Here is a 23,762-nt window from a genome sequence, read left to right on the forward strand (position 1 = left end):
ATAAATTGGACCTGGTTAGTTAGTAAGAGAAAAAAGCAAAAGTTTCACTTGGCTACTTTCCTACGCTGGTATTACCCAGATCAGGTCCAAAGGGTTAAAAACTTTTACATTTTCTCTCAGCCTGATTACAGGGCACCCCTAGTAGATACAAAACATTTTAAATTAATCCCATAATAACCCTATAAAACATGAAAGTAAAGAATTAAGTGAGAGAGTAGCCCTTTCTAATCGTCAAAATCGATTTGCAGTAATAAATCTTGTTCCTTGCCTTTCGCGGTAATTTCGCGATGATTTGATTGCCAGCCGTCGTATTTCAATCCAGACCTTTCGCTAACCTCATAAGTTCCTTCAGCTCATTTGTAAACCCTTTTACAGCACGGTTCTCAACAACGGTAACGGGAACTCCAAGAAATCCGTAATTCTCCACTTCCTGTTGATAACAAGCGTTGTCCGTAACATCCCTGACCTCAAAATCAATCCCTTCCTGCGTCAGGACCTGTTTGACCATCGTGCATTCAATGCAGTCGTTGGTCGTGTAGACGATAACTTTTTTATTCATTTTTGGCTCCTCCTTTGGTTTATTTTAGCATGCAGCCTAAAACTATTTATTCCTCACAATCTTGAGGCCTAAATTCCCCTGAATCAATTACTAAATTCCATTCATTTTGGAAGCGCCATCATCTGACACCAAAACGCGAGAATTGTCTGTTCATGCGCTTTCCCAAGAAATATTTCCGAGGTTAGGGACATCTGATTGGTATCGCTTCCAACTAACATCATTTTCAAAAATTGGACAGCCCTTTTTTCTATTATCATGATATTCGTTTACGCTTGTCCAGTATTTTTACATATGATGTTTCATGTAAGGGACCCCGAGTTGACGATTCAGTAAATAAGAATGTTTTATGTCTAGAAGACGATATGAAATTTAAAAAATCTTCTAGGCAATTCTTCAAAAAAATGCAAAGGAGATTTAAATATGTCTGAAGATAAGCACGAAAATAACGCCCGCACAACAGGTAACAAGGTAAATAAAGATGCTTTAATGAATCTATTAAATAATCTAGCAAAAAGTGACTATACCATTGATATGAATACAATGATGAGGGCAGCATCCAATCTAGTAAATGATGATTCACCGGTGAATACAAGCCATGACCATGGTGATTTTCAGCAAAATTCGACTCAAACTCCGACTTTCCAACCAGAATATCAAAGAAAGTCAGATTTCACCTTGTTAAGTGAACAACTTGAGAACTTGGCTAACAGTATTTCAGCGTTAAGAGACGAACTAGCGGGCTTAAAAGACCAAAATAAAAAACTCATTGAGAACTTGGCTAACGGTATTTCAGCGTTAAGAGACGAACTAGCGGGCTTAAAAGATCAAAATAAAAAACTCATAGAACAAGTCTCTGGATTGGGAAAAAGTAATAAAAAGAAGAAATAATCATCTGATTATAGTTTCCATTACAAAATGATAGAAACGGCCTTGAGATATCAAGGCCTTTTTCATTTGTTCAAAATGGGGTCACAATAAAGAAAGTGACCGGGGCCACTTTCTAATAAAACGCTATGGTGCCTGACACCCGCCGTGAATCTTCCCTAAATAGGCCAGGATTTCTTCTCGTGTGTCATCCCTTTGAAGGGAGATGTCGATGGTTGCTTTGACGTAGCCGATTTTGTCGCCGATGTCGTAGCGGGTTCCTTCAAAATTATAGGCTAAGACAGCCTGTTGTTTGGTTAGCTCGTTAATCGCATCTGTCAGTTGTAATTCATTGTCTTGTCCAATTGGGAGACTATCCAATATTTCAAAGATCTCAGGCTTTAAAACATAACGCCCCATGACGGCAAACCGTGACGGTGCCTCCTCCTTTTTTGGTTTTTCTACTAAGGATTCAACCGAAAAAAGGTTTGGTTCGAGCATCGTACCTCGAGGCTTAATAATTCCATATTTACTCACTTCAGTTTCTGAGACAGCCTGAACGCCAACGACAGAACTGTTATGATACTCGAATACATTGATCAGCTGCTTCAAACAAGGAACTTCAGACATGACGAGATCATCTCCAAGCATAACCGCAAAAGGTTCTTCCCCAATAAAGCTTTTCGCGCAGAGGATTGCATGTCCCAGCCCTTTCGGTTCCTTCTGGCGAACATAAGAAATATTAACTAAATTAGATATCTTCTGAACTTCTTCTAAAACCGCCAGATTATTTTTCCTTAAAAGCGTATCCTCAAGTTCATAGGATTTATCAAAGTGATCCTCTATCGACCTTTTTCCTCGGCCGGTTACGATAATGATTTCCTCAATCCCCGCTGCTACAGCTTCTTCAACAATATATTGGATAGTTGGTTTATCGACAATTGGCAGCATTTCCTTTGGCAATGCTTTCGTTGCAGGTAAAAAGCGAGTCCCAAGGCCAGCCGCCGGAATAATGGCCTTTTTGATTTTCATAATTTACCTCCCTTAATAAAAAGTAAAACTCCTCTACCCTTTTGGGTAAGGGAGTTAATCGTTCTTTTCGTGTAATGGTTGATATACCTTTTTGAAAAATTTACCTTTAAGTTCTGGTAGTATTTTTTTGCGTCTTGTCACAAGCGTGCTGACAATTGCTTTTTTTTCTTCCTTTGAAACCATCCAGTCATCAGGGATTAGCGTGACAATTTCCTCGATTAATAGAATGGGAATGGTTTGAATTAATTCGAGATAGTCAGTAAAACTTTGGTCATTTTCAATAAATTGCGCCATAAATTGATGTGTGGCACTTTTCAAAACTTCTTCTGGCAATGATTCTAAATCGGATTCAAGCCAATTATATGAATCAAAAACCTCGGCATGGTCGATAATCCACAGATGGAAATTTCCTTGTGTTTCTTCGCACAAGACAATGTTTTTGCGGGTGCGATCCCGATTATAGAGCCAGTAATCCAGTAATATGACTCCCGCTAAAGACTTATGATTGATAATATGAGGTACATTGGAAACTTGATGACCATCGAAACAATCCGGCACGTATAACGAAGCGAATTGATACTGGGTATGGTGCGTCCCGGCAAGTCCAGGGACTTTGGAAGAAAACTCTTGTGGAATTTCCACTAACCGTGCAAATGGGACAGGCAGTCCTAGGTATCTGGCCAGGCAATAGGACACCCATTCATTCGGCAGGGTTTTTTCAAATCCAGGCTGGAAAAATTTCACCACATAGTCTTTCCCATCATTAAAAGTAATTAAATGGGCATTAGATTTTCCTTCCAATGTCTTGTGGAAAGCAATGGGTTCAATCATGGGGCATCCACCTCATCATTTACCCTTTTATCCTTCTGACCAATTTTTTTCAACAGCTTAATATAATCATCAGCTGCCGCTTGAATGGAGAACTTCTGTTCAACAAGCTCTATTGCTGTCTGTGACATCTGTTGATGGAGCGCCGAATCATCTAAAATACCGTATAGCTGCTTGACGGCGTCTTCCACATTTTGGCCGCGGTAAAGCAAACCTGTTTCACCTTCCGCCACCAATTCAGTAATTGGCATAATTTTAGATGCTACAACGGGAACACCACAAATCATCGATTCAATAAAGGTATTACCGAATGATTCTGATTTGGTCGTAGCAAGCGTGCATCCCCCTGATTGACGAATTTTCGCATATACATGAGGCATTTGCTGATAGGGAATGACAGGAAACCATTTGATAATATCCGTGAGCTGTTCCTCCCTTCTTGCCGCCGCGAATTCATCCCGCTGTATACTTTGCGCCCCGCCGATTACCCAAATTTCAATGTCAGCACGGTCACTTTTAATCCGTTTAGCGACCTCAATCAGCATCGGCCAGTTTTTACGTTTGTCCAATCTGCCAATCCATCCAATAATTTTCTTATCCTTCGGCATTATTGGGGCGCTGTTGAAATCAATTTCTTCGGTCGATAACGCTTTGAAAAAGGTTGTATCAACACCGTTGTATATCACATTGATAGGAATATCATTCGTAAGGATTGAAACTAACCGTTTTTGATATTGAGAAGGAACGATGATCAATTCCGGCTGAATACCTTTGAACGATTGTAGGTGAGGATTAAGCTTGATAAGCTCTGGTGTTCGAGCCTCGATAATGACTGGGCCATGAAAGTTGGCTTTTCGAATCCACTTATAGGCAGCACTAGTGTCAACAACAATTATTGCATCATAGGAGTTTTTATTAATAATTTTTATTATTTCGTGTTTATCCTTCGTTAAATAAACGGGAGCAATATCTTGCATAATGTGGAGCCCGCCATGATCTGTTGTATATAGAAATTCTGTATCAATTCCATTCTTTTTAAAATAAATCGAACGGTTTCGCCATCCGGCATTTACCCCGCCAACTGTGAGCAGCCGCCAGATTACAAGTACTTTCATTTAAGCTTACTCCTTGGTTTTTATTTAGGGCACTTCCCAATTTGGGTGTCTATTAGTGATGTTCTGCTTTCTTTTTCAATGTCCTTAAAGGTGATTCCGCTTATTTACTTTTTCGGTGTTTTTTGCCCTTGGGACCATGACGATCCCGATCGCGTGGTCTTTCCCCTTCGAATCGTCTTTCGCCATCACGATGCCTAGCATCGGGGCGTTTTTCTCCTTCGAATCGTTTTTTTTCGTTATGACTTCGATCATTAATACGGGGTTGACTCTGTTCACGTGAGTCCCAATACTCATCAATTTTTTCCATAACAACCTCAGGGTCTTTTCCGCGGGCAAGCATCGTTTTGACCCATTCTTCTTTGAATACTTTTTGGACTAAGCCTTGTAGTTGAACAACATATTTCGCTTCATCATCTGTTGTTAACAATTGTTTACTGAGTTTTTTCAACGTTTCTTTGTTCGGTCGTTCTGGAAGAAGAACTTGGTAAATTTGGTGGGATATCTCTTCCATTCGGATGTAGTGGAGCCACTCTTCGTATAACGAAGGTGCCATTTCTTGAACATGTGATAAAAACACTGCCTTATTTTCTACCCCTAAGGAATTCAATAATTTCCTTGGATATGGGTAAACACGATCACGCCAAACAGTCCTTGCCACATCTATCACTTTCAGAGTACCGTCTTCCTGCAGATATATTTGCCTTTTATGATGGTCAATCCGCTCAAAACCGATGTCTTTAAATGTAATCAACATCTCAATCAATTTACTGGAAAGTTCTACACTTAAAGGCTGTGATTGCAGATATTCACGGACATCCACACCTTTGACAATATCCATCGCGATAAAGAGTGGACCTTTCGCATGTATATGCGGGAATAGGTCCGTTTCTTGGCCGAGGGATAAGGCATAATATTCTCGCTCACAATCCTCCTCATTGCCGAACACTTTCACACAAATATCATCAGTAACTTGAAAGACCGCACCTTGGCGCCCTTTCCCCAGCATAATTAACGGTGAGTTATTTAGTACCTCTACATCGGAATTTGCTATATTTCGAACTTGGATATCTTTTAGCCAGTTATTCAGTTTTTTAATATCCATATTTCCCCTCCTTGTATGAAATCTAAGCTAGGAATATTTCCTAGTGGGCAGTCGATAGCAGATGGATTTACTGTGGTGATAAATGATAAATCCGTTACTTCCGCCCTGTTTTGAATCCTGTTTACCTTTTCGTTCTTTTAAATAATCATGACTAATCCATTGAAGCGTTATCGCCTAATATAGTAAATTCAAGTAAGACATAAAATGTAAAGGCGCTCGTCCATAAAAACAAAAATGTACAAGTTAACCACAACGATAGAAAGAAATACCTAATCCTGTTGATCCAAGCCTGCAACAGGATAAAATTTCAACATAAAAAAAACACTGCCCAATATATGAACAGTGTCTAATCCTTTATTAAACAAACAACATTTTTGTCCACTCCAGGCGTACAAAACCCCTAAAGTGTCTTTCTATGGTGCCTGACACCGATCGCAATGTCAGCTATCGCATCATTACCCCTGATAGAAAGGTTAAAAATACATGTGTGCCAAGTTTTACGGTTGGCTGGGCGTTGGTGTCCTTTAGTGGGTCAAGGCAGACGATGTCCATTGCTTTGACTTTTGGATGCTTCGCTGCAGTTAGTACCCCTTCGAGCAGTTCAGCTGTTGTCATGCCCCCCGGCGTTGAAGCCGGTACTCCTGGCGCATAGGCGATATCTAAAACATCCATATCCACAGTTAAATAAATGGTATCAACCTTCCCCTCGAGCTCCGCTAAACATCGGAGGACGGTTTCTTCGATGCCCTTTTTCCTGGCGTTCCGGAGAGTGATATAGTTGACGCCCTGTTCATCAGCATACATCTTTAAATCCTTTGTATTGAAAAATCCATGCAATCCAATGTTGTACATATTAGCGCCTTCGACGACTCCGCTTTCAATCAAGTTCCTCATTGGAGTCCCATTGGAAGGACCGTTATCGGTCATATCCCGTAAATCAAAATGGGTATCAAACTGCAGGATGCCGATTTTTTCAGCAGGCTTCGCCCGATGCATGCCCTTAACCATCATCGCGGTAATCGAATGATCGCCTCCAATTGTACAAATCTTAGAGGTTGCAAAATGCTGATGTAGCGCCGAAGATGCTTCGATAATATTATCATGACAGCGACGGATATCGGTAACATGCATCGGCACATCTCCTGCATCCACTGCCGTCATTTCCGACAAATCAATATCCTCATCAAGGTTATAAGTAGTGAAGGTGCGCCAAGCACGGCGGAACGCCTCGGGAAATTCTGATGCCCCTGAAGCACTAATCGATGACCGGGAAAGCGGGACGCCGACTACGACAAAATCAGCATCCTTGCTTTTTTCAGGGTCAGATGCACCCGTCAGCGGCTGAATCCATTCATGAACTTTCACAACCTCAGCCCCACTGTCCGATCTTACCCACGTAAAACTTGGCGGATTTAGTTTAGGATAGAGAAAGCTCTTCAACCAACTGACCTCCCCTGACAACCACCTGACCATTTTTCACAACCGTTTCCGTATGATTTACACCATAAGAGTATTGTAGCTTCATATAATTGCTGACGTTAAAAATCGTAACGTCCCCCTTTTTGCCAACTTCTAAACTGCCAATTTCTCCGCCTCGATTGATTGCATGCGCCGCATTAATCGTTGTCGCAGTAATGACCTCGGCCGGCGTCATTCCCATTTTTAAACAGCCAAGATTCATAATAAACGGCAGGGAGACAGTTGGTGACGAGCCGGGATTACAATCTGTTGACAATGCCACCGGCACCCCCAAATCGACCATTTTTCGGCCATTGGCTGATTCGGCCATTAAAAAGTAGGCCGTTCCTGGCAGTAACACGCCGACCACACCTTTTTCAGCCATCGCCTTCATTCCCTTTTCCGAGGCCTTTAATAAATGATCCGCAGAAATCGCCCCAACTTCCGCCGCGAGCTCGGCTCCTTCATATGGTTCAATTTCATCCGCATGGATTTTCGGCAGCAACCCGTAACGCTTCCCGGCTTCGAGAATGATCCGTGATTGCTCTGGTGTAAACACACCATGCTCGCAAAAGACATCATTGAATTCGGCAAGTCCGAGCTCAGCAACCTTCGGAATCATTTCCTCAATCAGAAGCTGCACAAACTCATCCGGATTTTCTTTATACTCCTTTGGCACCGCATGCGCACCCATAAAGGTCGACACGATATCAATCGCATGCTTCTCATTGAGCTGTTTTGCCACTTCCAGCTGCTTCAATTCGGTTTCCCATTCCATCCCGTAGCCGCTTTTTGCTTCAACCGTTGTGACACCATGGCGCAGGAATTGATTTAATCGTTGATAGCATTCTTGAAAAAGCTCCTCGTGGCTGGCTGCTTGTGTCCGTCGTGTCGTCGCATAGATTCCGCCGCCGCTATTCATGATTTCCATGTACGTCGCACCTTGCAAGCGCATATTAAACTCATTTTCCCGTGAGCCTGCAAAAACGACATGTGTATGTGGATCAACGAGACCCGGCGTAACGAGCTTTCCAGTAGCATCTACGATTTCAGCTTCATCAAGGCGACCCTCATACTTCGCCACAAGTTCTTCATCGCTGCCCACAGCCTCGATCACACCGTCCTCAATCCAAACACTGCCATTCTCAATAATACCAAGCTCAGACATCGCTTCCTTTACAAGGGGAGCATTAGAACTCCCCTGTAACGTGACGAGCTGATTCGCTTTTCTGATAAAAATTGCTTTACTCATCAAACTTCCACCTCTTTCGTCTTAGTCTTGTTGCAGCATTGGCATCTTAATGCCTTTTTCTTTAGCAGTTTTAATCGCAAGCTCGTAACCTGCATCCGCATGACGGACAACACCCATACCTGGGTCTGTTGTTAATACCCGCCCAAGGCGAACTTCTGCATCCTTTGTCCCATCGGCAACAATAACCATTCCCGAATGCTGCGAATACCCCATTCCGACACCGCCGCCGTGATGTAGAGAGACCCAGCTTGCGCCGCCAACTGCATTAATCATCGCATTCAAAATCGGCCAGTCGGAAACGGCATCACTGCCATCCCGCATGGCTTCTGTTTCACGGTTAGGTGAGGCAACGGAGCCAGCATCCAAGTGGTCGCGGCCTATGACGATTGGTGCTGAAACTTCTCCGGAAGCAACCATGTCATTGATGACCTTGCCAAAGCGGGCACGGTCCCCATAGCCAAGCCAGCAAATCCGGGCCGGAAGTCCTTGGAAGCTAATTTTTTCCTGTGCCATTTTCACCCATTTGCAGAGATGCTCATCATCCTTGAACTCGCGTAATAATGCTTCATCAATTTTTCGAATATCTTCAGGATCTCCAGACAATGCTGCCCAGCGGAAAGGCCCTTTCCCTTCGCAGAATAATGGGCGAATATAGGCTGGTACGAAGCCAGGGAAATCAAACGCATTTTCCACCCCCTCATCCTTCGCTACCTGACGAATATTGTTACCATAGTCGAAAGTAACGGCGCCCTTTTCTTGCATTTTCAACATCGCCTTCACGTGAATAGCCATGCTTTGCTTGGAGAGTACCACATACTTTGCAGGATCTTCTTTCCGTAAGATGTCAGCCTCTTCCAGTGTAAAACCAACAGGCACATAGCCGTTCAATGGGTCATGTGCGGAAGTTTGATCCGTTAACACATCTGGATTAAAGCCCTTTTCAATCATAATTGGTAAAATTTCAGCTGCATTACCTAATAAACCGATTGATAATGCCTTACCTGCAGCCTTCGCCTCGCGAGCCATTTTCAAGGCTTCATCTAAGTCGTTTGTTTTCACATCAAGGTAAGCGGTTTCAATCCGGCGGTCAATTCTCGTTTCATCCACATCGATTGCGATACAAACCCCATCATTCATTGTGACCGATAAAGGCTGTGCGCCACCCATGCCGCCAAGTCCTGCCGTTAAAGTAATGGTGTTTTTTAATGTTCCGCCGTATTCTTGACGTGCCAGCTCGGCAAAAGTTTCATAAGTTCCCTGGACAATTCCTTGGCTGCCGATGTAGATCCAGCTTCCCGCGGTCATTTGTCCATACATCATCAAGCCCTTTTTATCCAGCTCATGGAAATGCTCCCAATTTGCCCAGGCCGGAACAAGGTTTGAGTTCGCCAATAATACTCGTGGTGCGTCCTTGTGGGATTTCCAAACAGCAACAGGTTTACCCGATTGAATTAACAGGGTTTCATCACTTTCCAATTCAAGCAGCGTTTTCACAATCGCATCATAAGACTCCCAGTTCCTTGCTGCCTTGCCAATCCCTCCGTAAACAACTAAATCTTCGGGTTTTTCGGCAACTTCTTGATCAAGATTGTTCATGAGCATACGAAGCGCTGCTTCTTGAATCCAGCCCTTTGCATGTAATTTCGTTCCTTTATAGTTTTTAATGACTCTTGGTTTCGCAGTGTTTGTTTCCATTTTATCCACTCCCTTTTATGATTCGTGTATTTTTATTATAAAAATAAAATCTTCTGAAAAATACGAATAAAAAAGTAGATAACAGAGAAAATTTATGTTTATAGATAGAGATTATTTTTCTTTTCAGTGAAAAACTATAAAATTTCTAGAAATATATCTTTTATTTAGGTTAAAAAAGGCGCTCAATTTAATCAGAGCCCCTTCCGTTTTTCATCATATCAATTTTTTTCATACGAAATTCTCTTGGAGATAGGCCGATTAACTCCCGAAACATTCGGCTAAAATAATTCGAATTTTGGTAGCCGACAAGACTGGAAATCTCTTTTACCGGCTTTCTTGTTTCGATTAACAATCGTTTCGCTTCTTTCATCCTGATTCCGGCCAATACATCCGTAAAGCTGGTGCCTGTTTTCGTAATTAGCAGGTGGCTGAAATAGGACGGATTACGATCTACATATTGCGCGACCTCTTCAAGCCTAATCTGGCTGTTTGAAAAATTAGCCTCCATAAAGGCTATACCCCGCTCGATTGGATCTTGTTTGCTGTTTCTGATACTGGTTTCGGTACCAAGGAAGATTTTTTGGATAAACAAGATCAGATTTTGGACAGTCCGAAAAATAACCGCATCATATAAGATGGAGTTAAATATATAGCGGTACTCCTTCTCATAGCTGGGATCTGCATCTAGATTGTAAGTCTTCATATATCTTCTTATTTGAGCAAGAATACTGGTCAGCCTGATTCGCACTAAACCTGGATCAGGAAATGGCTCATTTAATTGGAGAAATTCATCATAGAGCCACGTTTTTATTTTTTCCAAATCGGAGTTTGTCAGCATATCCACCCATGTTCTCTGTTCAGGTGGTGCTAAAAATGGATCCATGTGCACCCATTCAGGAGGATATTCAAATTCGACTACCTGCCGGTAGCCCTTATAATAGGTAAACTCGAGCATTTTCCGTGTTTGCAAGTACTTTTGATTTAATGACATTGATAAGGAGCGCCCCATGTTGATAACGATTGCGAGCGGATCGGAGAATTCTTCCTCCCACCTTCGCATCGCTTTTTGGCATTGCTCCGTTATGTTAAGACAAGTTTCCTTGAATAAAACGAGAACCATATCATTCAAAGCAAAAATGCCGTCCAGCTCATTAAAAGGATATTCCGATAAAAAAGAATGGAGCATGCTAATGGTTTCAGCACTCTCCGTTTGAAAAGCCGCCGCCATTTGACCATTTTCTGTGACAGGGGCTTGGGCAATAAATAAAGCTTCATAGGTTATATCTTTATATGAGTTAAAATGGTAGATTCCGTTGGAAGGAATTTTTGTACCTAGTTTGCGAGACGCTTTTTGGAAAGCTGATTTTACCTTTGTCGTTGAGAAAGGTTTAATCATGAGATCTAAAGCCTGCATATCAATTGCCAAGCGCGCCTTTTCAAAGGTAGCCTCTGCACTGGTTAATAGTAGAATGGGATCATAAATTTGCATCAGCTCACGAAAGCTTGACCAATCATCTTTACTTATCATATCAAGCTCCATCAGAACGATATCAGGTGTCTCCTTCTCAAACCAAACAACAAACTCCTGATAATTAGAAGCCAGCAAAATGTCGGAAACCGGGATGGAAGAACTCTTCAACAACCACTTTAACCCCTCCCGCTCATTCAAATCCCGATCCGCAATCAGCCACTTTCCCTCCATAACGCAGCCCCCCTTGTCCACTTTAATTATACATAAAAATTGGTGCCTGACACCATCCGTGGACAAATATGCAAAAATGTCCGCTCATGGTGGACATCTCGGGATTCTTTTGATGGTGTCAGGCACCTTCTTATCAATATTCCCACATTGCTATGGTGTTGTATGTTTTGTATGAACAAAGCGAACGCTAATAAAAATATTAACGAGGAGTGAGCGTGTGAGGAAATTTATTGTTTTATTGATTGTCTTTGTTGCTTTTCCTACGAATTATCAAATATTTGCAAACACTCATTTTTCCCAAGAGCCAATCAGAGGTATTTATGTAAAAGCCGCGTACACAAATGGTCCGCAGTTTGCTAAGTTATTGAACCTCGTCAAGCAAACAGACCTGAATGCAATGGTTATTGATATTAAGGATGACAACGGCCACCTTACTTTCAATCCCTCTAAAAATTCACCCTATTATTCGGCCAGCCAGCCCTATATAAAAAACCCAAGGGGCCTTATTCAGACTTTGAATAAAAATAATATCTATCCGATTGCAAGGGTTGTTGTTTTTAAAGACAATGTCTTAGCGCTAAGCCAGCCAAACTGGTCCTTTAAGACCTCCCAAGGCATTTGGCGGAACTCCCGGGGTGATATTTTTACTAACCCCTATCAAAAGGAGGTTTGGGACTATAACATAGGGATGGCGATTGAAGCCGTAAAAGTAGGCTTTAAAGAAATCCAATTCGACTATGTGAGATTTCCTGAAAAATTTGCCTCTTTTGAGAATTCACTTACCTATACGGGTAAAAAAGACGGCAGCAATCGAGTGGCTGCGGTGACGGGGTTCGTCAAATATGCGAATCAGAAATTAAAGTCATATGGTGTCAAGATGTCCGTTGATACGTTTGGAAACGCAACGGTAATTCCTGAAGCGCCTGGAATTGGACAGAACTTCTCACAAATTGCTGCACATGTCGATGTAATTTCTGCGATGATTTATCCCAGTCATTGGACGGGTATTTTTGGGATTGCGAAACCCGATTTAGAGCCCTACCTACTTGTTAAGGAATATGCAAAAGTTGAAAATTCCCGTTTGAAAAAATTAACTACTCCTCCGATATCAAGGCCGTGGCTGCAGGATTTCACAGCGGCCTGGCTCGGAAAAGGGAACTATAAAGTTTATGGCAAGCGGGAAATCGAAGATCAAATTCGCGCCTTACATTCGCAGGGAATCAATGAGTTTTTATTATGGAATGCTGCAAACAACTATACAACAAATGTCGATTATACTCCCGAATAATATCTATAACACAAAAGGACAAATACCTGTTAATTTCGGTATTTGTCCTTTTTTCAAGCATGCATTGTGCTAGGTCCTTGGCTGCGGTCTTGTGAACATAATACCAAGAGCTATCCCGAATATCAGCGAAAGTAAGTGGATCGTTCCTGTTGATTGGGAGAGGAAATTAACTAACCCTTCATACCCTTCCGACATAAAGCTTGATTGAATTCGTTGGAAAATCGGCTGGTAAACAAAAAGATAAGGAACCAATATTAACGGAACAGCAAGCCAGTTTCGACCAATCACATATTTGGTCATAAGAAAACAAATAATACCAAAACAAATAGCAAACCCATAAACAAACCAATTTATATATTGAAGTGCACGACCCGGAGAATCAAAAAACGCCAATAAATTAATATTTAAGACCCACAAAAGAGCAAACAAAACAGCAAGAACCTGTGTTTTAACAACAAACAACATAAAACTTTCTCCCTCAATTCCCAAAGATGATACTGTTACCATACCAACAATTAGATTGATATTCAATCAAATGGTGTCAGGCACCACAGAAAGACATTTGTCCGCCCTTGGCGGACAAATGTCAATAAAAAAAGGACAAGCGGGATTTTTTCATCCCCCTTGTCCTTTTTTGTTCAATTCTTAGGGCTTAGCCTACGTTTAAGCCGAAGTCTGTTGCGATGCGACCTAGCCCGCCTTGGTAGCCTGAGCCGACGGCTGAGAATTTCCATTCGCCGTTGTGGCGGTATAATTCACCTACGATAATTGCTGTTTCAATAGAGAAATCTTCTCCCAAATCATAACGAATGATTTCTTGATTTGTATCTTCGTTTACGATTCGGCAAAAAGCATTAGAAACTTGTCCAAAATTTTGGCCGCGCGCCTCCGCATCATGAATCGTAATAACAAACGAGATTTTCTCGACTTGAGCAGGAACAGCACTTAAGTTCACTTTTACTTGCTCATCATCGCCGTCTCCTTCTCCCGTACGGTTATCACCTGTATGTACCACGGAACCATTTCCGCCTTCTAGCTGATTATAGAAAACAAAATCCCTGTCAGAAGCACATTTTCCATTTGCATCCAATAAAAAGATACTTGCGTCCAAATCGAAGTCGTTTCCGCCATCATAGCGGTTTGTATCCCAGCCAAGACCAACAACAACCTTCGATAAACCAGGATTTGTTTTTGTTAAATCTACCTTCTGACCTTTAGATAGTGAAATTGCCATACTAACACCCTTTCGAAATAATTTTTTATTAAACCTTCTAAAATAAATAGAAGGCTACTAACATTCTACACCCACATCTTCGGATATTCACCTAAGAAGCTTAGGTATATCCCAAAATTTGCAATACCTTCCTTAAGTGTACAAAAATCGCACTTATTTTACTACCATTATTTTCACACTCATTAGAATAAAGCAATTAATCTATCCTAAATTAGGTTTTGAGCCGCATAAAAATGGTTAAAATAAGAAAGTCTGCCACGGAAAGTTAGTTATGCTATAATAAGCTGTTAGCAAAACGGGGTTACCGTATATTTTAAGCAGGGAGCGATTCTTTTAAATGATAAAAATTGAAATACCTAATCCAGATATAGTTGTAACTAAAAAAAAGCAACTTGGAGAAAAAGTAGAAGCACCAATAAGCAGTGAATATGGCTTTACAGATTACCATAGAATCCCAAGGGATAAAGGCGGAATCATCTTAATGTTTAACGCCGATGACGAATTGCTGTTTGTCGGTAAAGCGAGAAAATTAAGACCGCGTGTGAAACGTCATTTTGAAGATACGGTTTCACCCATTAAAACGCATCGAGATGAAGTATATAAGATTGCACTATGTGTGATTGAGGATCCGATGGAGCGAGAAATTTATGAAACCTTTATCATTAATACCCTTCACGCAAAATATAATATCGACAAAGTTTTCTATAAATAATCCTTTTTTAATGAGTGAGCAGGTTTCACAAAAAAAACCTGCTCTTTTCTATTTACTTAACTAATGTCGCCATATTTAAGGATCATTTCTTTTTCAATATGACTTACGCGGATTCCGAAGCTTGGCTCCGGACGGTCTACTTTTTCACCCAATAATACCTTAATGGCAAGGTAGGGAATGTTGATACCTGAAAGACAACTAACATGCATCCCACCACTCATCCGCGGATTGATTTCAAGCAGCTTTGGAACATCCTTGTTATATTTCACCTGGATATTGAACACATAGGGCAATTGATATTCTTGATGAAATTTCCTGGCCATTTCGATGAGCTCGAGACTTTCGACAAGCTCCCGCACCCGGCCGTCCCCCTTCATCCGTGGAATAGCGGCATACAATTTTTCCGGGGATGCTACACAATCGATACTATATTCCCTTCCCTCCAAAAATTCCAATACCATTAAATCAGGAAAGGTTTCCTGTTGTCTTAGAATCTCACACGCATAATGGTATGGAATCCGATAGCCAATGCCTTGATGAAAAAGCTGGTTAATCGATTCAATCTGGTCCTTAATGACCCGGAAACCATTCGCCCCTTCACCAACGACAGGTTTAAAACAAACCGTATGCCCTTTATCCTTGAGTCTTTCATAGGCCTCTTTAAACCCATCAATCGTATTAACGACATGGTAGTCAGGGATTGAAAAGGCAGGTACCCTCTTCGCTACGCTTTGATACGTGGCTGCCTTATTATCCATCGTCTCCATCAGCTTTGCATCAGGGCACACTAGCACTTTTACGCCTAACGCCTCAAATTCGGCAAGCCTTTTAGAAATCAGAACATTTTCCTTCCGCGGGACAAAAATATCAATATGGTGCTGCTGACAAAACTCTAGACAAAAGCCAATATATTCATCACCGGAAATATCCGGTTCGACAAAGGCAAAATCACAATTCTGTAAATAAAGCGCATCCTTGTTTGGATGGGTTCCGTAAACGATGAATTTCCGATGATCTTCGTTTGCGCGAATCATATCAATGTAATGGGAAACCGTCGTAAACCATCTATTAAACCAAATCTTCATCTAAATCCTCTTTCTTGTTGTAGTTAAGACCTCTTCCATTATTATCCTACTGTTCCAATTTTATAATCAAAATTTTGTCGAAAAATTTCCCTGAAGATTAACGTGTTGAAAAGTTTTTACTCAAACCTCCTATCGAAATACCTTTCTTACAGCAAAAAAACGCTTCTGCAAAAGCAAAAACGCTCATACCAAACCAAGGGAAACACCTTAAATTAAAAAGGCCCATGCCCTCAATCAGCAGAGGTAAATTCCTAAACAAGACTTTTTATATTATTTAATTTGGAAGCAAATTCTTTAATCGAAACATGATCTAGTTTTGATTGATCCGCAATGATACCATCGACCTTTTTGACAACCTGTCTCTCAAAAAAGTTCATTTTGGAAACAAGAAATTCCCCGCCAAACAATCCCATTAAAAAGAATCACCATTCGTATAAATAGTGTCAATAGTATTACAGTTTTTCACCGTGCTATATCATTAGATGTGGTTAGGGTTGCCCAAACCATTATCAAACCTTTCACTTTATTTGCTTCGAAAGGTTCGCCTTACAAATTCCCCAATTTCGTCTATTGCCCGTTTTGCCTCTGGCAGCAAGTCACCACTGATTTGCCAAACATGCCACATTCCTTCCCACACCTTAAGCGTGGCAGCAACACCTGCCAAACGCGCCTGAGCCGTAAGCTTTTCCGCATCGCTTTGCAAAATTTCATGATTCCCCGCTTGGATAAACAAGGGCGGAAATCCAGTTAAGTCTGCAAAGACTGGTGATATGAGCGGATGGTCGAGGGACCCTTCCTTACCTGCATACATATGGGCACCTTCCCTTACCCCTTGTACACTCAAATACGGGTCAAGCCCGTTATTTTTCGTGTAGCTTTCCCCGCTGCTCGTTAAATCTACCCAGGGAGAAAGGCAAATAATCGCGGCCGGAAGCGGTTCATTCTGTTCCCTTAACACTAATGCGGCCGCTAGACTTAGTCCCCCTCCAGCAGAATCCCCGGCAAAAATAATGTTAGAAGGAATGTAACCCTGGTCCAAAAGCCAGCGGTACACGTTGACGGCATCCTCGATTGCAGCCGGAAATGGATGCTCTGGGGCAAGCCGATACTCTGGAAATAAAACCTTTACACCTGATGCTTGACCAATCCTTGCTGCAAGCGGCCGATGTGTATCAGCAGAGCAAAACGCATACCCACCGCCATGTAGGTAAAGAATGACCTTATCCTCCAAGCTGCTTGCGGTGGAAAGCCACTCTGCGTACATGCCTTCAATCTCAAGCGGCACAACCTGACAGTTCTTTGGCATCCTCGCTAATCTCCTGCCAACATTATCAAGCATCTGCCGCTGTTCCTCCACCCGCTTATCTCTGACCCCTTTCTTAAGGGCTCTTTTTACCGAAAATTTAATTCCTTTTTCAAAAAAATAACTTCGGAAACTTGGCATGTCCTTATCTCCCTTTCCAAAAGCTTCTAGTTTCATTATACTAAAAAATCCTTTTAAAAAATAACTATGAATCTAGGATTCAGCACTTTCGAAAGTTTTGTAAATATTCTGTAACAATTCTTCCATTTCCCCTTTCTTATAGTACAATTGTACTTACCAGATCCTACTACCTGGAGGTTTATCATGAAGCGACTTACAGACCATTTAATTATTATTTCCTTTGATTGTCTATCTGCTTTAGATTTTCTGATGCTGAAAGACCTCCCCCACTTTCAAACACTATTAAAAAATGGGGCGTATGTAGAAAATGTTGAATCCATTTACCCTTCGGTCACTTATCCGTGTCATGCGACGATTGTGACCGGTAATTATCCAAACCGCCATGGAGTCATCAATAATACGCTCTTGCAGCCGGGCATGCTTTCTCCAGACTGGAATTGGTACCGGGATTGTATTCATGGTACGACGTTATATGATGAAGCAAAAAAGGCAAATTTAACGACTGCAGCGCTGTTATGGCCGGTTACTGCCAAAGCAAAGATAGACTATAATATGCCAGAAATATTTGCGAATCGTCCTTGGCAAAATCAAATCCTTGTTTCGCTTATGAACGGTACTCCCCACTTTCAATGGGATCTCAATAAGCGTTACGGTCATATCCGCAACGGCCTTCATCAGCCGGAATTGGATGACTTTGTCTTAGAGTCAACAGTCGATACAATTAAAACAAAGAGGCCAAATCTAGTAATGGTCCATTTTACTGATTTAGATACCCAGCGTCATGATCATGGCTTTTCTTCCGATGAGGCAATCGCGGCCCTTCATCGTCACAATCAACGTCTTGGCAGAATTATCGAAGCCTTACAGGACATCGGTATCTATGAAAATTCTACTATAGTGGCTTTAGGTGATCATAGTGCCCTCGATGAGCATAACGCGGTCAACCTAAATGTTCTATTACATAAGGATCATCTCATCACAACCAACCACAAGGGAAAAATAATTAATTGGAGGGCCTATTGTAAAAGTTGTGATGGCTCTGCATATATTTATGTAAAAGACAAACAAGACTTGGAAGCACATATCGCAGTGGAAAATATGTTATCCACTCTTTTAGCAGATCCACAATCCGGAATTGAAAAGGTACTGACAGGCAAACAAGCAGCGGAAAAAGGCGCAGATGGAATGTGCGCCTTTATGATTGAAGCGCAAAAAGGTTATTACTTTTTAGAGGACTTTGGAGGGGAGTACCTCAAATCCATCACGCCAAAGGATGCTGCTGCAGATAAAAGGTATACATTAGCCTGTCATGGCTATTCACCAGAAAAAGAAGACTACGGGACAATCTTTATGGCTGCAGGAAAAGGAATTCAAGCAATTACCCTGCCTTCTATCCGACTCATTGATGAAGGTCCCACCTTCGCAAGGCTTCTAGGTGTCAATCTAGGGAGTACGGATGGAAGAGTGATCGAAGAAATTTTGACTTTATAAAGGGGGAAAATGTATGAGTCGGATGTCAAAGCCGGAAAAAAGCTGGGTGCTGTATGATTGGGCTAACTCTGCCTACTCCATTCTCATCACAACGGCCATATTTCCGTTGTATTTTAAAGCGGCGGCTAATCAGGCAGGGCTTGCTGCTTCCACTTCCACGGCCTATTGGGGCTATGCCAATTCATTTGCCACCCTATTAATTTCGCTCTGCGCCCCTATATTAGGGAGCATTGGGGATTTCAAGGGCTATAAGAAACGGTTTTTCACCTTTTTCTTCGCGTTAGGAATTGTCTTTACCTTGCTGCTGGCGGTTGTTCCAAGCAGTCAATGGCTTATTTTATTAATATGTTATATGTTAACTGTCCTCGGTTTTGGCGGAACAAATATTTTCTACGATGCCTTCCTTGTCGATGTGACCACGGAGGAGCGGATGAATCAGATTTCTTCCAAAGGTTATGCCTGGGGCTACATCGGAAGCACGATTCCTTTCATTATTAGTATCGCCCTAATTATTTCAGCGCAGCAAAGCATCATCCCATTATCTGTAACCGTTGCCAGTCAAATAGCATTTGCGATTACCGCGTTATGGTGGGGCTTATTCACCATCCCGATGCTAAAACATGTCAAGCAGGTTTATTATAAAGACCGGGTGCCCAACCCCATTTCCAATGGCTTTAAACAACTGTTTGCAACGTTTAAGAAAATAAAGCAATACCGGCCATTGTTTCTTTTTCTGATTGCTTATTTCTTTTACATTGATGGCGTGAATACGATTATTACGATGTCGACGGCCTATGGATCCGATTTAGGTATTACTTCAACGAACCTGCTAATCATTTTGTTTGCGACACAAGTCGTTGCAGCCCCGTTCGCGATTATATATGGTAAACTGGCCGATAAATTCAAAGGCAAAACGATGCTGCTCGTTGGAATCTTTATTTACATTGTCATCTGTACCTATGCTTATTTCTTAAAAACTACTTTGGATTTTTGGATCTTAGCGATGCTGGTCGCCTCTTCACAAGGTGGAATTCAGGCACTGAGCCGCTCCTACTTTGCAAAACTCGTCCCAAAAGAAAATGCCAATGAGTTCTTCGGGTTCTATAGTATTTTTTATAAATTTGCTGCCATCTTAGGACCATTCCTTGTCGGCTTCACCGCCCAGATGACCGGTAATACAAATAGCGGCGTGTTCAGCCTTATTGTTTTATTCATTATCGGCGGCCTTATTCTCCTCCGTATACCGGAAGCAAACAATACCGCTCATTCCAATTCACTTTCATAATAAAATTCAAAAGACCTCACCAGGTTGTGAGGTCTTATTTTTCATCAGACTACCATTCTAATTACTTTTTCATTAGTTTTTGGATGGTGACTAGAACTTCGTCTAAGACTTCGAAGTCACCTTCTTGAATTCTCTCGACCACACAGCTTTTCATATGTCCTTCGAGTAAGATTTTCGCTACACTATTTAAGGCTGATTGGGTAGCTGAAATTTGATTAATGACATCATCACAATACGTATCCCTCTCAATTAAGCCTTTAATGCCGCGAATTTGGCCTTCAATCCGATTTAACCTTGTTACAAGATTGTTTTTCACTTTATCTGAATGATGGCTCTTTCGATGGCTGTCTTCATCTGTACAGCATGATTCACCGATAACTTCTTCTTTATTACTTCCTTGATCAAAAGACATCCAACCGCCTCCTTTTTGGTTTATTATATCATACCCCCGTACCGTAACGTGAAGGACTTTTGGATGGTAATTATATTTATTTCCATTCATTTAATATTGTTTGTTGGATATTGCGAATGACATCTCCCCTGCTGATGACACCAACTACACGTTGACTTTTATCAATGACAGGCAGTTTTTTAAAATGATGCTTGGACAAAAGGGAGACCACTTTTTTCATTTCATCCTCTGGACTAATAGTTATGATCCCATGCGTTTTTGCAATCTTGATGATCTCCATTTCAGCTACTTCATTGAGGCGGTGCTCCAAATCCTCTTCAGCAATATAGGTGATAAATGAAAAATAATCCTGAATCCGGCGATCAATTGGACTGATTGCCCGCAATATATCTCCATCTGTAACCATTCCGCGTAAGATCCCATCCTTATCGATAAGGGGCACACCGCCAATTTTCTTATCAACAAACGTTTTCATTACGTCTTTTAAAGAAGTACTGGGGCTGACTGAAATGACGTCTGTCACCATAATATCTTTTACCATCATAAAAATGTCACCGCTTTCGTTTGAATTAATCTACAATCTGCTGAAAAAAGGATCCCTTTCCAGCTTAGTTTTTCCAATCGTTCGAAGACCTTTGCTATCTACAGGTGAATTCCTACTTTTTTTGCAGGAATGATTCTAAAAAGGGAAGATTAAAATCTCCTTTTTGCATGCTTAACAGCCTAGCTTCTTCTTCTGCTTGATCAGCTAATTTTATCTCAGTTATTTCTTTATGGAGACGTTCCATCTTTCGATCTAACTCAGCAGCCATAGTCGCCGCATCTTTTAACTCAGCGATCATACGGATAGGTACTTCCTTATTATATTTATAATATATTTTATGTTCTAAGCTTGCCCAGAAATCCATCGCAATCGTCCGTATTTGAACTTCCACATAGGTTAATTCTTCACGGTCCGACATAAAAATAGGAATTTCTAAAATTAAATGCAGGCTTTGGTAGCCGTTGGGCTTCGGATTTTTTATATAATCCTTATAATCAATTACGCGAATGTCTTTTTGATTAGCGAGCATCTTGCTCAATTCATATATATCGGAAATAAACGAACATGTTATCCTGATACCAGCAATGTCTCTTACATTTTCTTTTATCGCCGGTAAAGAGAAATCATGGCCTTTACGATATATTTTCTTAAAAATACTTTCCGGAGACTTTAACCGTGACGTTACATGTTCTATTGGATTGTAGTCATGAATATAATTAAACTCATCCTTTAGGATATTAATTTTTGTATTCATTTCATCTAATGCAAACTTATAGGCCATCATGAACCTTGTCAGTTCAACCTTAAGTGCTCTAAGTTCTTTCATATCAATTAATTGTTCTATTTTCACCAATAACTTCCTCTCCAACTATCAGCATTTAAGTCCATTAGAATCAGCGATGTTTCGCAAGTGAGATAACACTTCCGGGGGGAATACCATCCGGCAAATCACTTTAGAAATCTCTTGATAATCTGCCAGTTTTCCAGTTCGGGCTTCCTTTTCCTGACTGTTCTCAACAAGGACCATAATGGCCCAAGAGACAGTGTCTAAGTCCAAATCCCTCCAGGTCAGTCCCTTTTCACTGGCTTGCTTTAAACTCGAAAGAATTCTAGCATGTATTTTTCTCCTTGCAGCACCCAAAATCTCAGCAAGCTCCGAGTCTTTTAGTGCCAACTCAGGCAGGACACGATGAAGTCCTAACTCATTAAGGCGCTTATTATGAGCCACCAAAAGTGAAGCTAACAATGATTGCGGATCACCTGAAAGCCAGCTTGGTTCCGGCGGGAGAAGCTTGTCCAATTTATCCTCTAATAATGACATTAATAATTGTCGTTTATCTGAAAAATAACGATAAAAGGTCCCGGTAGCTACCCCTGCATGGGCAGCAATTTCCTTAGCCGTTGTTTGCTCGTAGCCCCTCGAAATAAACAATGTATGCCCACTTTCAAGCAGCGCATTTCTTTTGATTAGGGCCCGTTCCTGTTTTGGGACAAATGGAAATTCACCGACAAGAAAATCTTCACGGTCTGACATTTTATCACCTCTGTCCTATCTTAGCATATTTTTTAAAATTGAACCATAGTTCATGTTTTCGTTGACAGAGAACCCGAGAAATGTAATACTATGAACCATAGTTCATGTTACGATCATTTAATGTTTAAACACCCCTTTGCATATGAAATGATGGTAACATGAACAAAACTTCTTAGATTTTTTCGTAAATAATACTTTTCAAAGCAGGATTTCAACATATTTTTGCGAATTCTTTAGGTATATTATCTTAAGTTATTTTTCCTTATTCCTATATGTTTACCAATTTTAGAAAGGTGTTGATTAATTTGGCCAACCAATCTGAATCCAAAAAAATCTCTGTTAATTCAACAATCTCATTAAAAGGAATTGTGAAAGCCATTTTCAACGATACCGTTCATGTTCAAATTGGCGGGAAAATTATTACCATTCCCACTTCGGAATTCATGCTTGAAAAATAAACTTCTTAATCCAAGAATGGAAGCCCATCACAAATCAGTGATGGGCTTTTTTTAAAAAATAGTGAACCGCCTAGAACATATCTGAATAACATATCAGAAGGGTTAAGATTATCGATCCATTTTTTTCACAACATCCACAAGTTGTTTATACAAAACAAAGAATTCATATCCTCATCATGCAAAACGAAAAAAGAGAAGGGTTTCAATGGGATGTGAAAAAATTGAAGAATACTTGTGAATCAGACCAAGCTATCCGTTCAGTTTATTCCATTCAACGGAATCTGGATCTGATTACAGCCGGATTATTATTAACAGGACAGGTGACGATTTCGCGCTTAATTGTTGAACCAGGTGGACTTGCGTTATCGGTGGGCGGGCCCTTAACCGGGATTGCTCGAATGGAAGGAAAATTCGGAAATAAAACACTTAGTTTATTTATCGATATTGGGGATATTCTTTTAGGAATCTTGTTGCTAACAGATCAAATAAATGTGTCTGGTGTCTTTCTAGGCAATGGCCGATTTAGAATCAATATGACAGGTCCAATTTTTGGTATCCCTAAACATGAGTACACATTACCCGATATCGAAAAAGTCTATACACAATTCCGCTGGATTGTGACTGATTATTTGAATGTTGATTCTAAATGGTTTATTACGAACTGAAGG

General features: G+C 41.0%; 25 protein-coding genes and 1 riboswitch. Of the genes, 7 read left to right on the forward strand and 18 right to left on the reverse strand.

Annotation, left to right across the window (positions count from 1 at the left end):
- Positions 1–40: 40 nt before the first annotated feature.
- Positions 41–150, reverse strand: a riboswitch (TPP riboswitch).
- Positions 151–313: 163 nt separating this feature from the next.
- Complete coding sequence (locus BSO02S_RS07080) at positions 314–559, reverse strand: glutaredoxin family protein (RefSeq protein WP_066064522.1); 246 nt, start codon at positions 557–559, stop codon at positions 314–316.
- Positions 560–979: 420 nt separating this feature from the next.
- On the opposite strand from BSO02S_RS07080, the gene BSO02S_RS07085 reads away from it, so the two are divergent.
- Positions 980–1,447, forward strand: a complete 468-nt coding sequence (locus BSO02S_RS07085) for a hypothetical protein (protein ID WP_066064524.1) — start codon at positions 980–982, stop codon at positions 1,445–1,447.
- Between the two features lie 123 nt (positions 1,448–1,570).
- Here the strand turns inward: BSO02S_RS07085 and galU are convergent, their stop codons facing one another.
- The 8 genes from galU to BSO02S_RS07125 all read right to left on the reverse strand — a co-directional run bounded on the left by galU (position 1,571) and on the right by BSO02S_RS07125 (position 11,607).
- On the reverse strand, positions 1,571–2,455 hold the full coding sequence (gene galU, locus BSO02S_RS07090; protein ID WP_066064528.1) for a UTP--glucose-1-phosphate uridylyltransferase GalU: 885 nt from the start codon (positions 2,453–2,455) through the stop codon (positions 1,571–1,573).
- A gap of 54 nt (positions 2,456–2,509) precedes the next feature.
- Positions 2,510–3,286 carry a HipA family kinase gene (locus BSO02S_RS07095; protein WP_066064531.1) on the reverse strand — a complete coding sequence of 259 codons (777 nt, stop codon included), beginning with the start codon at positions 3,284–3,286 and terminating at the stop codon, positions 2,510–2,512.
- Positions 3,283–4,398: a glycosyltransferase family 4 protein gene (locus BSO02S_RS07100; RefSeq protein ID WP_066064534.1), complete on the reverse strand. Its 1,116-nt coding sequence runs from the start codon at positions 4,396–4,398 to the stop codon at positions 3,283–3,285. The genes BSO02S_RS07095 and BSO02S_RS07100 overlap by 4 nt, the downstream gene beginning before the upstream one ends.
- 100 nt (positions 4,399–4,498) lie before the next feature.
- Positions 4,499–5,500, reverse strand: a complete 1,002-nt coding sequence (locus BSO02S_RS07105) for a hypothetical protein (protein ID WP_066064537.1) — start codon at positions 5,498–5,500, stop codon at positions 4,499–4,501.
- Positions 5,501–5,944: 444 nt separating this feature from the next.
- Entirely contained in the window at positions 5,945–6,940 is a 996-nt protein-coding gene (locus BSO02S_RS07110; RefSeq protein WP_235846878.1) for an agmatinase family protein, read from the reverse strand.
- Positions 6,918–8,210, reverse strand: coding sequence for an imidazolonepropionase (gene hutI / locus BSO02S_RS07115; protein ID WP_066064543.1), 1,293 nt, complete (start codon positions 8,208–8,210; stop codon positions 6,918–6,920). The genes BSO02S_RS07110 and hutI overlap by 23 nt, the downstream gene beginning before the upstream one ends.
- A gap of 21 nt (positions 8,211–8,231) precedes the next feature.
- Positions 8,232–9,905 (reverse strand): urocanate hydratase, encoded by a 1,674-nt coding sequence (gene hutU / locus BSO02S_RS07120; protein WP_066064546.1) that lies wholly within the window; start codon positions 9,903–9,905, stop codon positions 8,232–8,234.
- A gap of 187 nt (positions 9,906–10,092) precedes the next feature.
- Positions 10,093–11,607, reverse strand: coding sequence for a helix-turn-helix domain-containing protein (locus BSO02S_RS07125; protein ID WP_066064548.1), 1,515 nt, complete (start codon positions 11,605–11,607; stop codon positions 10,093–10,095).
- Positions 11,608–11,848: 241 nt separating this feature from the next.
- On the opposite strand from BSO02S_RS07125, the gene BSO02S_RS07130 reads away from it, so the two are divergent.
- Positions 11,849–12,895, forward strand: coding sequence for a putative glycoside hydrolase (locus BSO02S_RS07130; RefSeq protein ID WP_235846884.1), 1,047 nt, complete (start codon positions 11,849–11,851; stop codon positions 12,893–12,895).
- A 69-nt stretch (positions 12,896–12,964) separates the two neighbouring features.
- Here BSO02S_RS07130 and BSO02S_RS07135 read toward each other — a convergent pair whose 3' ends face one another.
- Entirely contained in the window at positions 12,965–13,360 is a 396-nt protein-coding gene (locus BSO02S_RS07135; protein WP_066064555.1) for a hypothetical protein, read from the reverse strand.
- A gap of 187 nt (positions 13,361–13,547) precedes the next feature.
- The gene (locus BSO02S_RS07140) at positions 13,548–14,129 is read right to left on the reverse strand and encodes a TerD family protein (RefSeq protein ID WP_066064558.1); all 582 of its coding nucleotides are present in this window, start codon (positions 14,127–14,129) and stop codon (positions 13,548–13,550) included.
- A gap of 337 nt (positions 14,130–14,466) precedes the next feature.
- Here BSO02S_RS07140 and BSO02S_RS07145 point away from each other — a divergent pair, with 337 nt between their 5' ends.
- A complete protein-coding gene (locus BSO02S_RS07145; protein WP_066064561.1) occupies positions 14,467–14,841 on the forward strand; it encodes a nucleotide excision repair endonuclease in 375 nt (124 codons plus the stop codon).
- A gap of 56 nt (positions 14,842–14,897) precedes the next feature.
- On the opposite strand, the gene BSO02S_RS07150 is transcribed toward BSO02S_RS07145, so the two are convergent.
- The 3 genes from BSO02S_RS07150 to BSO02S_RS07155 all read right to left on the reverse strand — a co-directional run bounded on the left by BSO02S_RS07150 (position 14,898) and on the right by BSO02S_RS07155 (position 17,370).
- Complete coding sequence (locus tag BSO02S_RS07150; RefSeq protein WP_066064564.1) at positions 14,898–15,926, reverse strand: ATP-grasp domain-containing protein; 1,029 nt, start codon at positions 15,924–15,926, stop codon at positions 14,898–14,900.
- Positions 15,927–16,177: 251 nt separating this feature from the next.
- The gene (locus BSO02S_RS26235) at positions 16,178–16,339 is read right to left on the reverse strand and encodes a hypothetical protein (protein ID WP_174524229.1); all 162 of its coding nucleotides are present in this window, start codon (positions 16,337–16,339) and stop codon (positions 16,178–16,180) included.
- Positions 16,340–16,449: 110 nt separating this feature from the next.
- Entirely contained in the window at positions 16,450–17,370 is a 921-nt protein-coding gene (locus tag BSO02S_RS07155) for an alpha/beta hydrolase (RefSeq protein ID WP_169802728.1), read from the reverse strand.
- Positions 17,371–17,553: 183 nt separating this feature from the next.
- Here BSO02S_RS07155 and BSO02S_RS07160 point away from each other — a divergent pair, with 183 nt between their 5' ends.
- Entirely contained in the window at positions 17,554–18,861 is a 1,308-nt protein-coding gene (locus tag BSO02S_RS07160; RefSeq protein WP_084374930.1) for an alkaline phosphatase family protein, read from the forward strand.
- A gap of 13 nt (positions 18,862–18,874) precedes the next feature.
- Positions 18,875–20,146: an MFS transporter gene (locus tag BSO02S_RS07165; protein ID WP_066064570.1), complete on the forward strand. Its 1,272-nt coding sequence runs from the start codon at positions 18,875–18,877 to the stop codon at positions 20,144–20,146.
- Between the two features lie 61 nt (positions 20,147–20,207).
- Here BSO02S_RS07165 and BSO02S_RS07170 read toward each other — a convergent pair whose 3' ends face one another.
- From BSO02S_RS07170 to BSO02S_RS07185, 4 genes are all read right to left on the reverse strand, one after another.
- A complete protein-coding gene (locus BSO02S_RS07170; protein WP_066064573.1) occupies positions 20,208–20,558 on the reverse strand; it encodes a metal-sensitive transcriptional regulator in 351 nt (116 codons plus the stop codon).
- A 76-nt stretch (positions 20,559–20,634) separates the two neighbouring features.
- A complete protein-coding gene (locus BSO02S_RS07175) occupies positions 20,635–21,102 on the reverse strand; it encodes a CBS domain-containing protein (RefSeq protein WP_066064577.1) in 468 nt (155 codons plus the stop codon).
- Between the two features lie 112 nt (positions 21,103–21,214).
- Positions 21,215–21,952, reverse strand: a complete 738-nt coding sequence (locus tag BSO02S_RS07180; RefSeq protein WP_096190956.1) for a GTP pyrophosphokinase — start codon at positions 21,950–21,952, stop codon at positions 21,215–21,217.
- Positions 21,953–21,973: 21 nt separating this feature from the next.
- Complete coding sequence (locus BSO02S_RS07185) at positions 21,974–22,636, reverse strand: TetR/AcrR family transcriptional regulator (protein ID WP_066064581.1); 663 nt, start codon at positions 22,634–22,636, stop codon at positions 21,974–21,976.
- Positions 22,637–22,941: 305 nt separating this feature from the next.
- Between BSO02S_RS07185 and BSO02S_RS07190 the strand changes: the two genes are divergently transcribed.
- Together BSO02S_RS07190 and BSO02S_RS07195 are read left to right on the forward strand one after the other, a co-directional pair.
- The gene (locus tag BSO02S_RS07190) at positions 22,942–23,094 is read left to right on the forward strand and encodes a hypothetical protein (RefSeq protein ID WP_235846879.1); all 153 of its coding nucleotides are present in this window, start codon (positions 22,942–22,944) and stop codon (positions 23,092–23,094) included.
- Positions 23,095–23,315: 221 nt separating this feature from the next.
- Positions 23,316–23,759 (forward strand): hypothetical protein, encoded by a 444-nt coding sequence (locus tag BSO02S_RS07195; protein WP_157081402.1) that lies wholly within the window; start codon positions 23,316–23,318, stop codon positions 23,757–23,759.
- Positions 23,760–23,762: the final 3 nt, after the last annotated feature.

This window comes from Neobacillus soli NBRC 102451, from assembly GCF_001591665.1.
Taxonomy (GTDB): Bacteria; Bacillota; Bacilli; order Bacillales; family Cytobacillaceae; genus Neobacillus; species Neobacillus soli.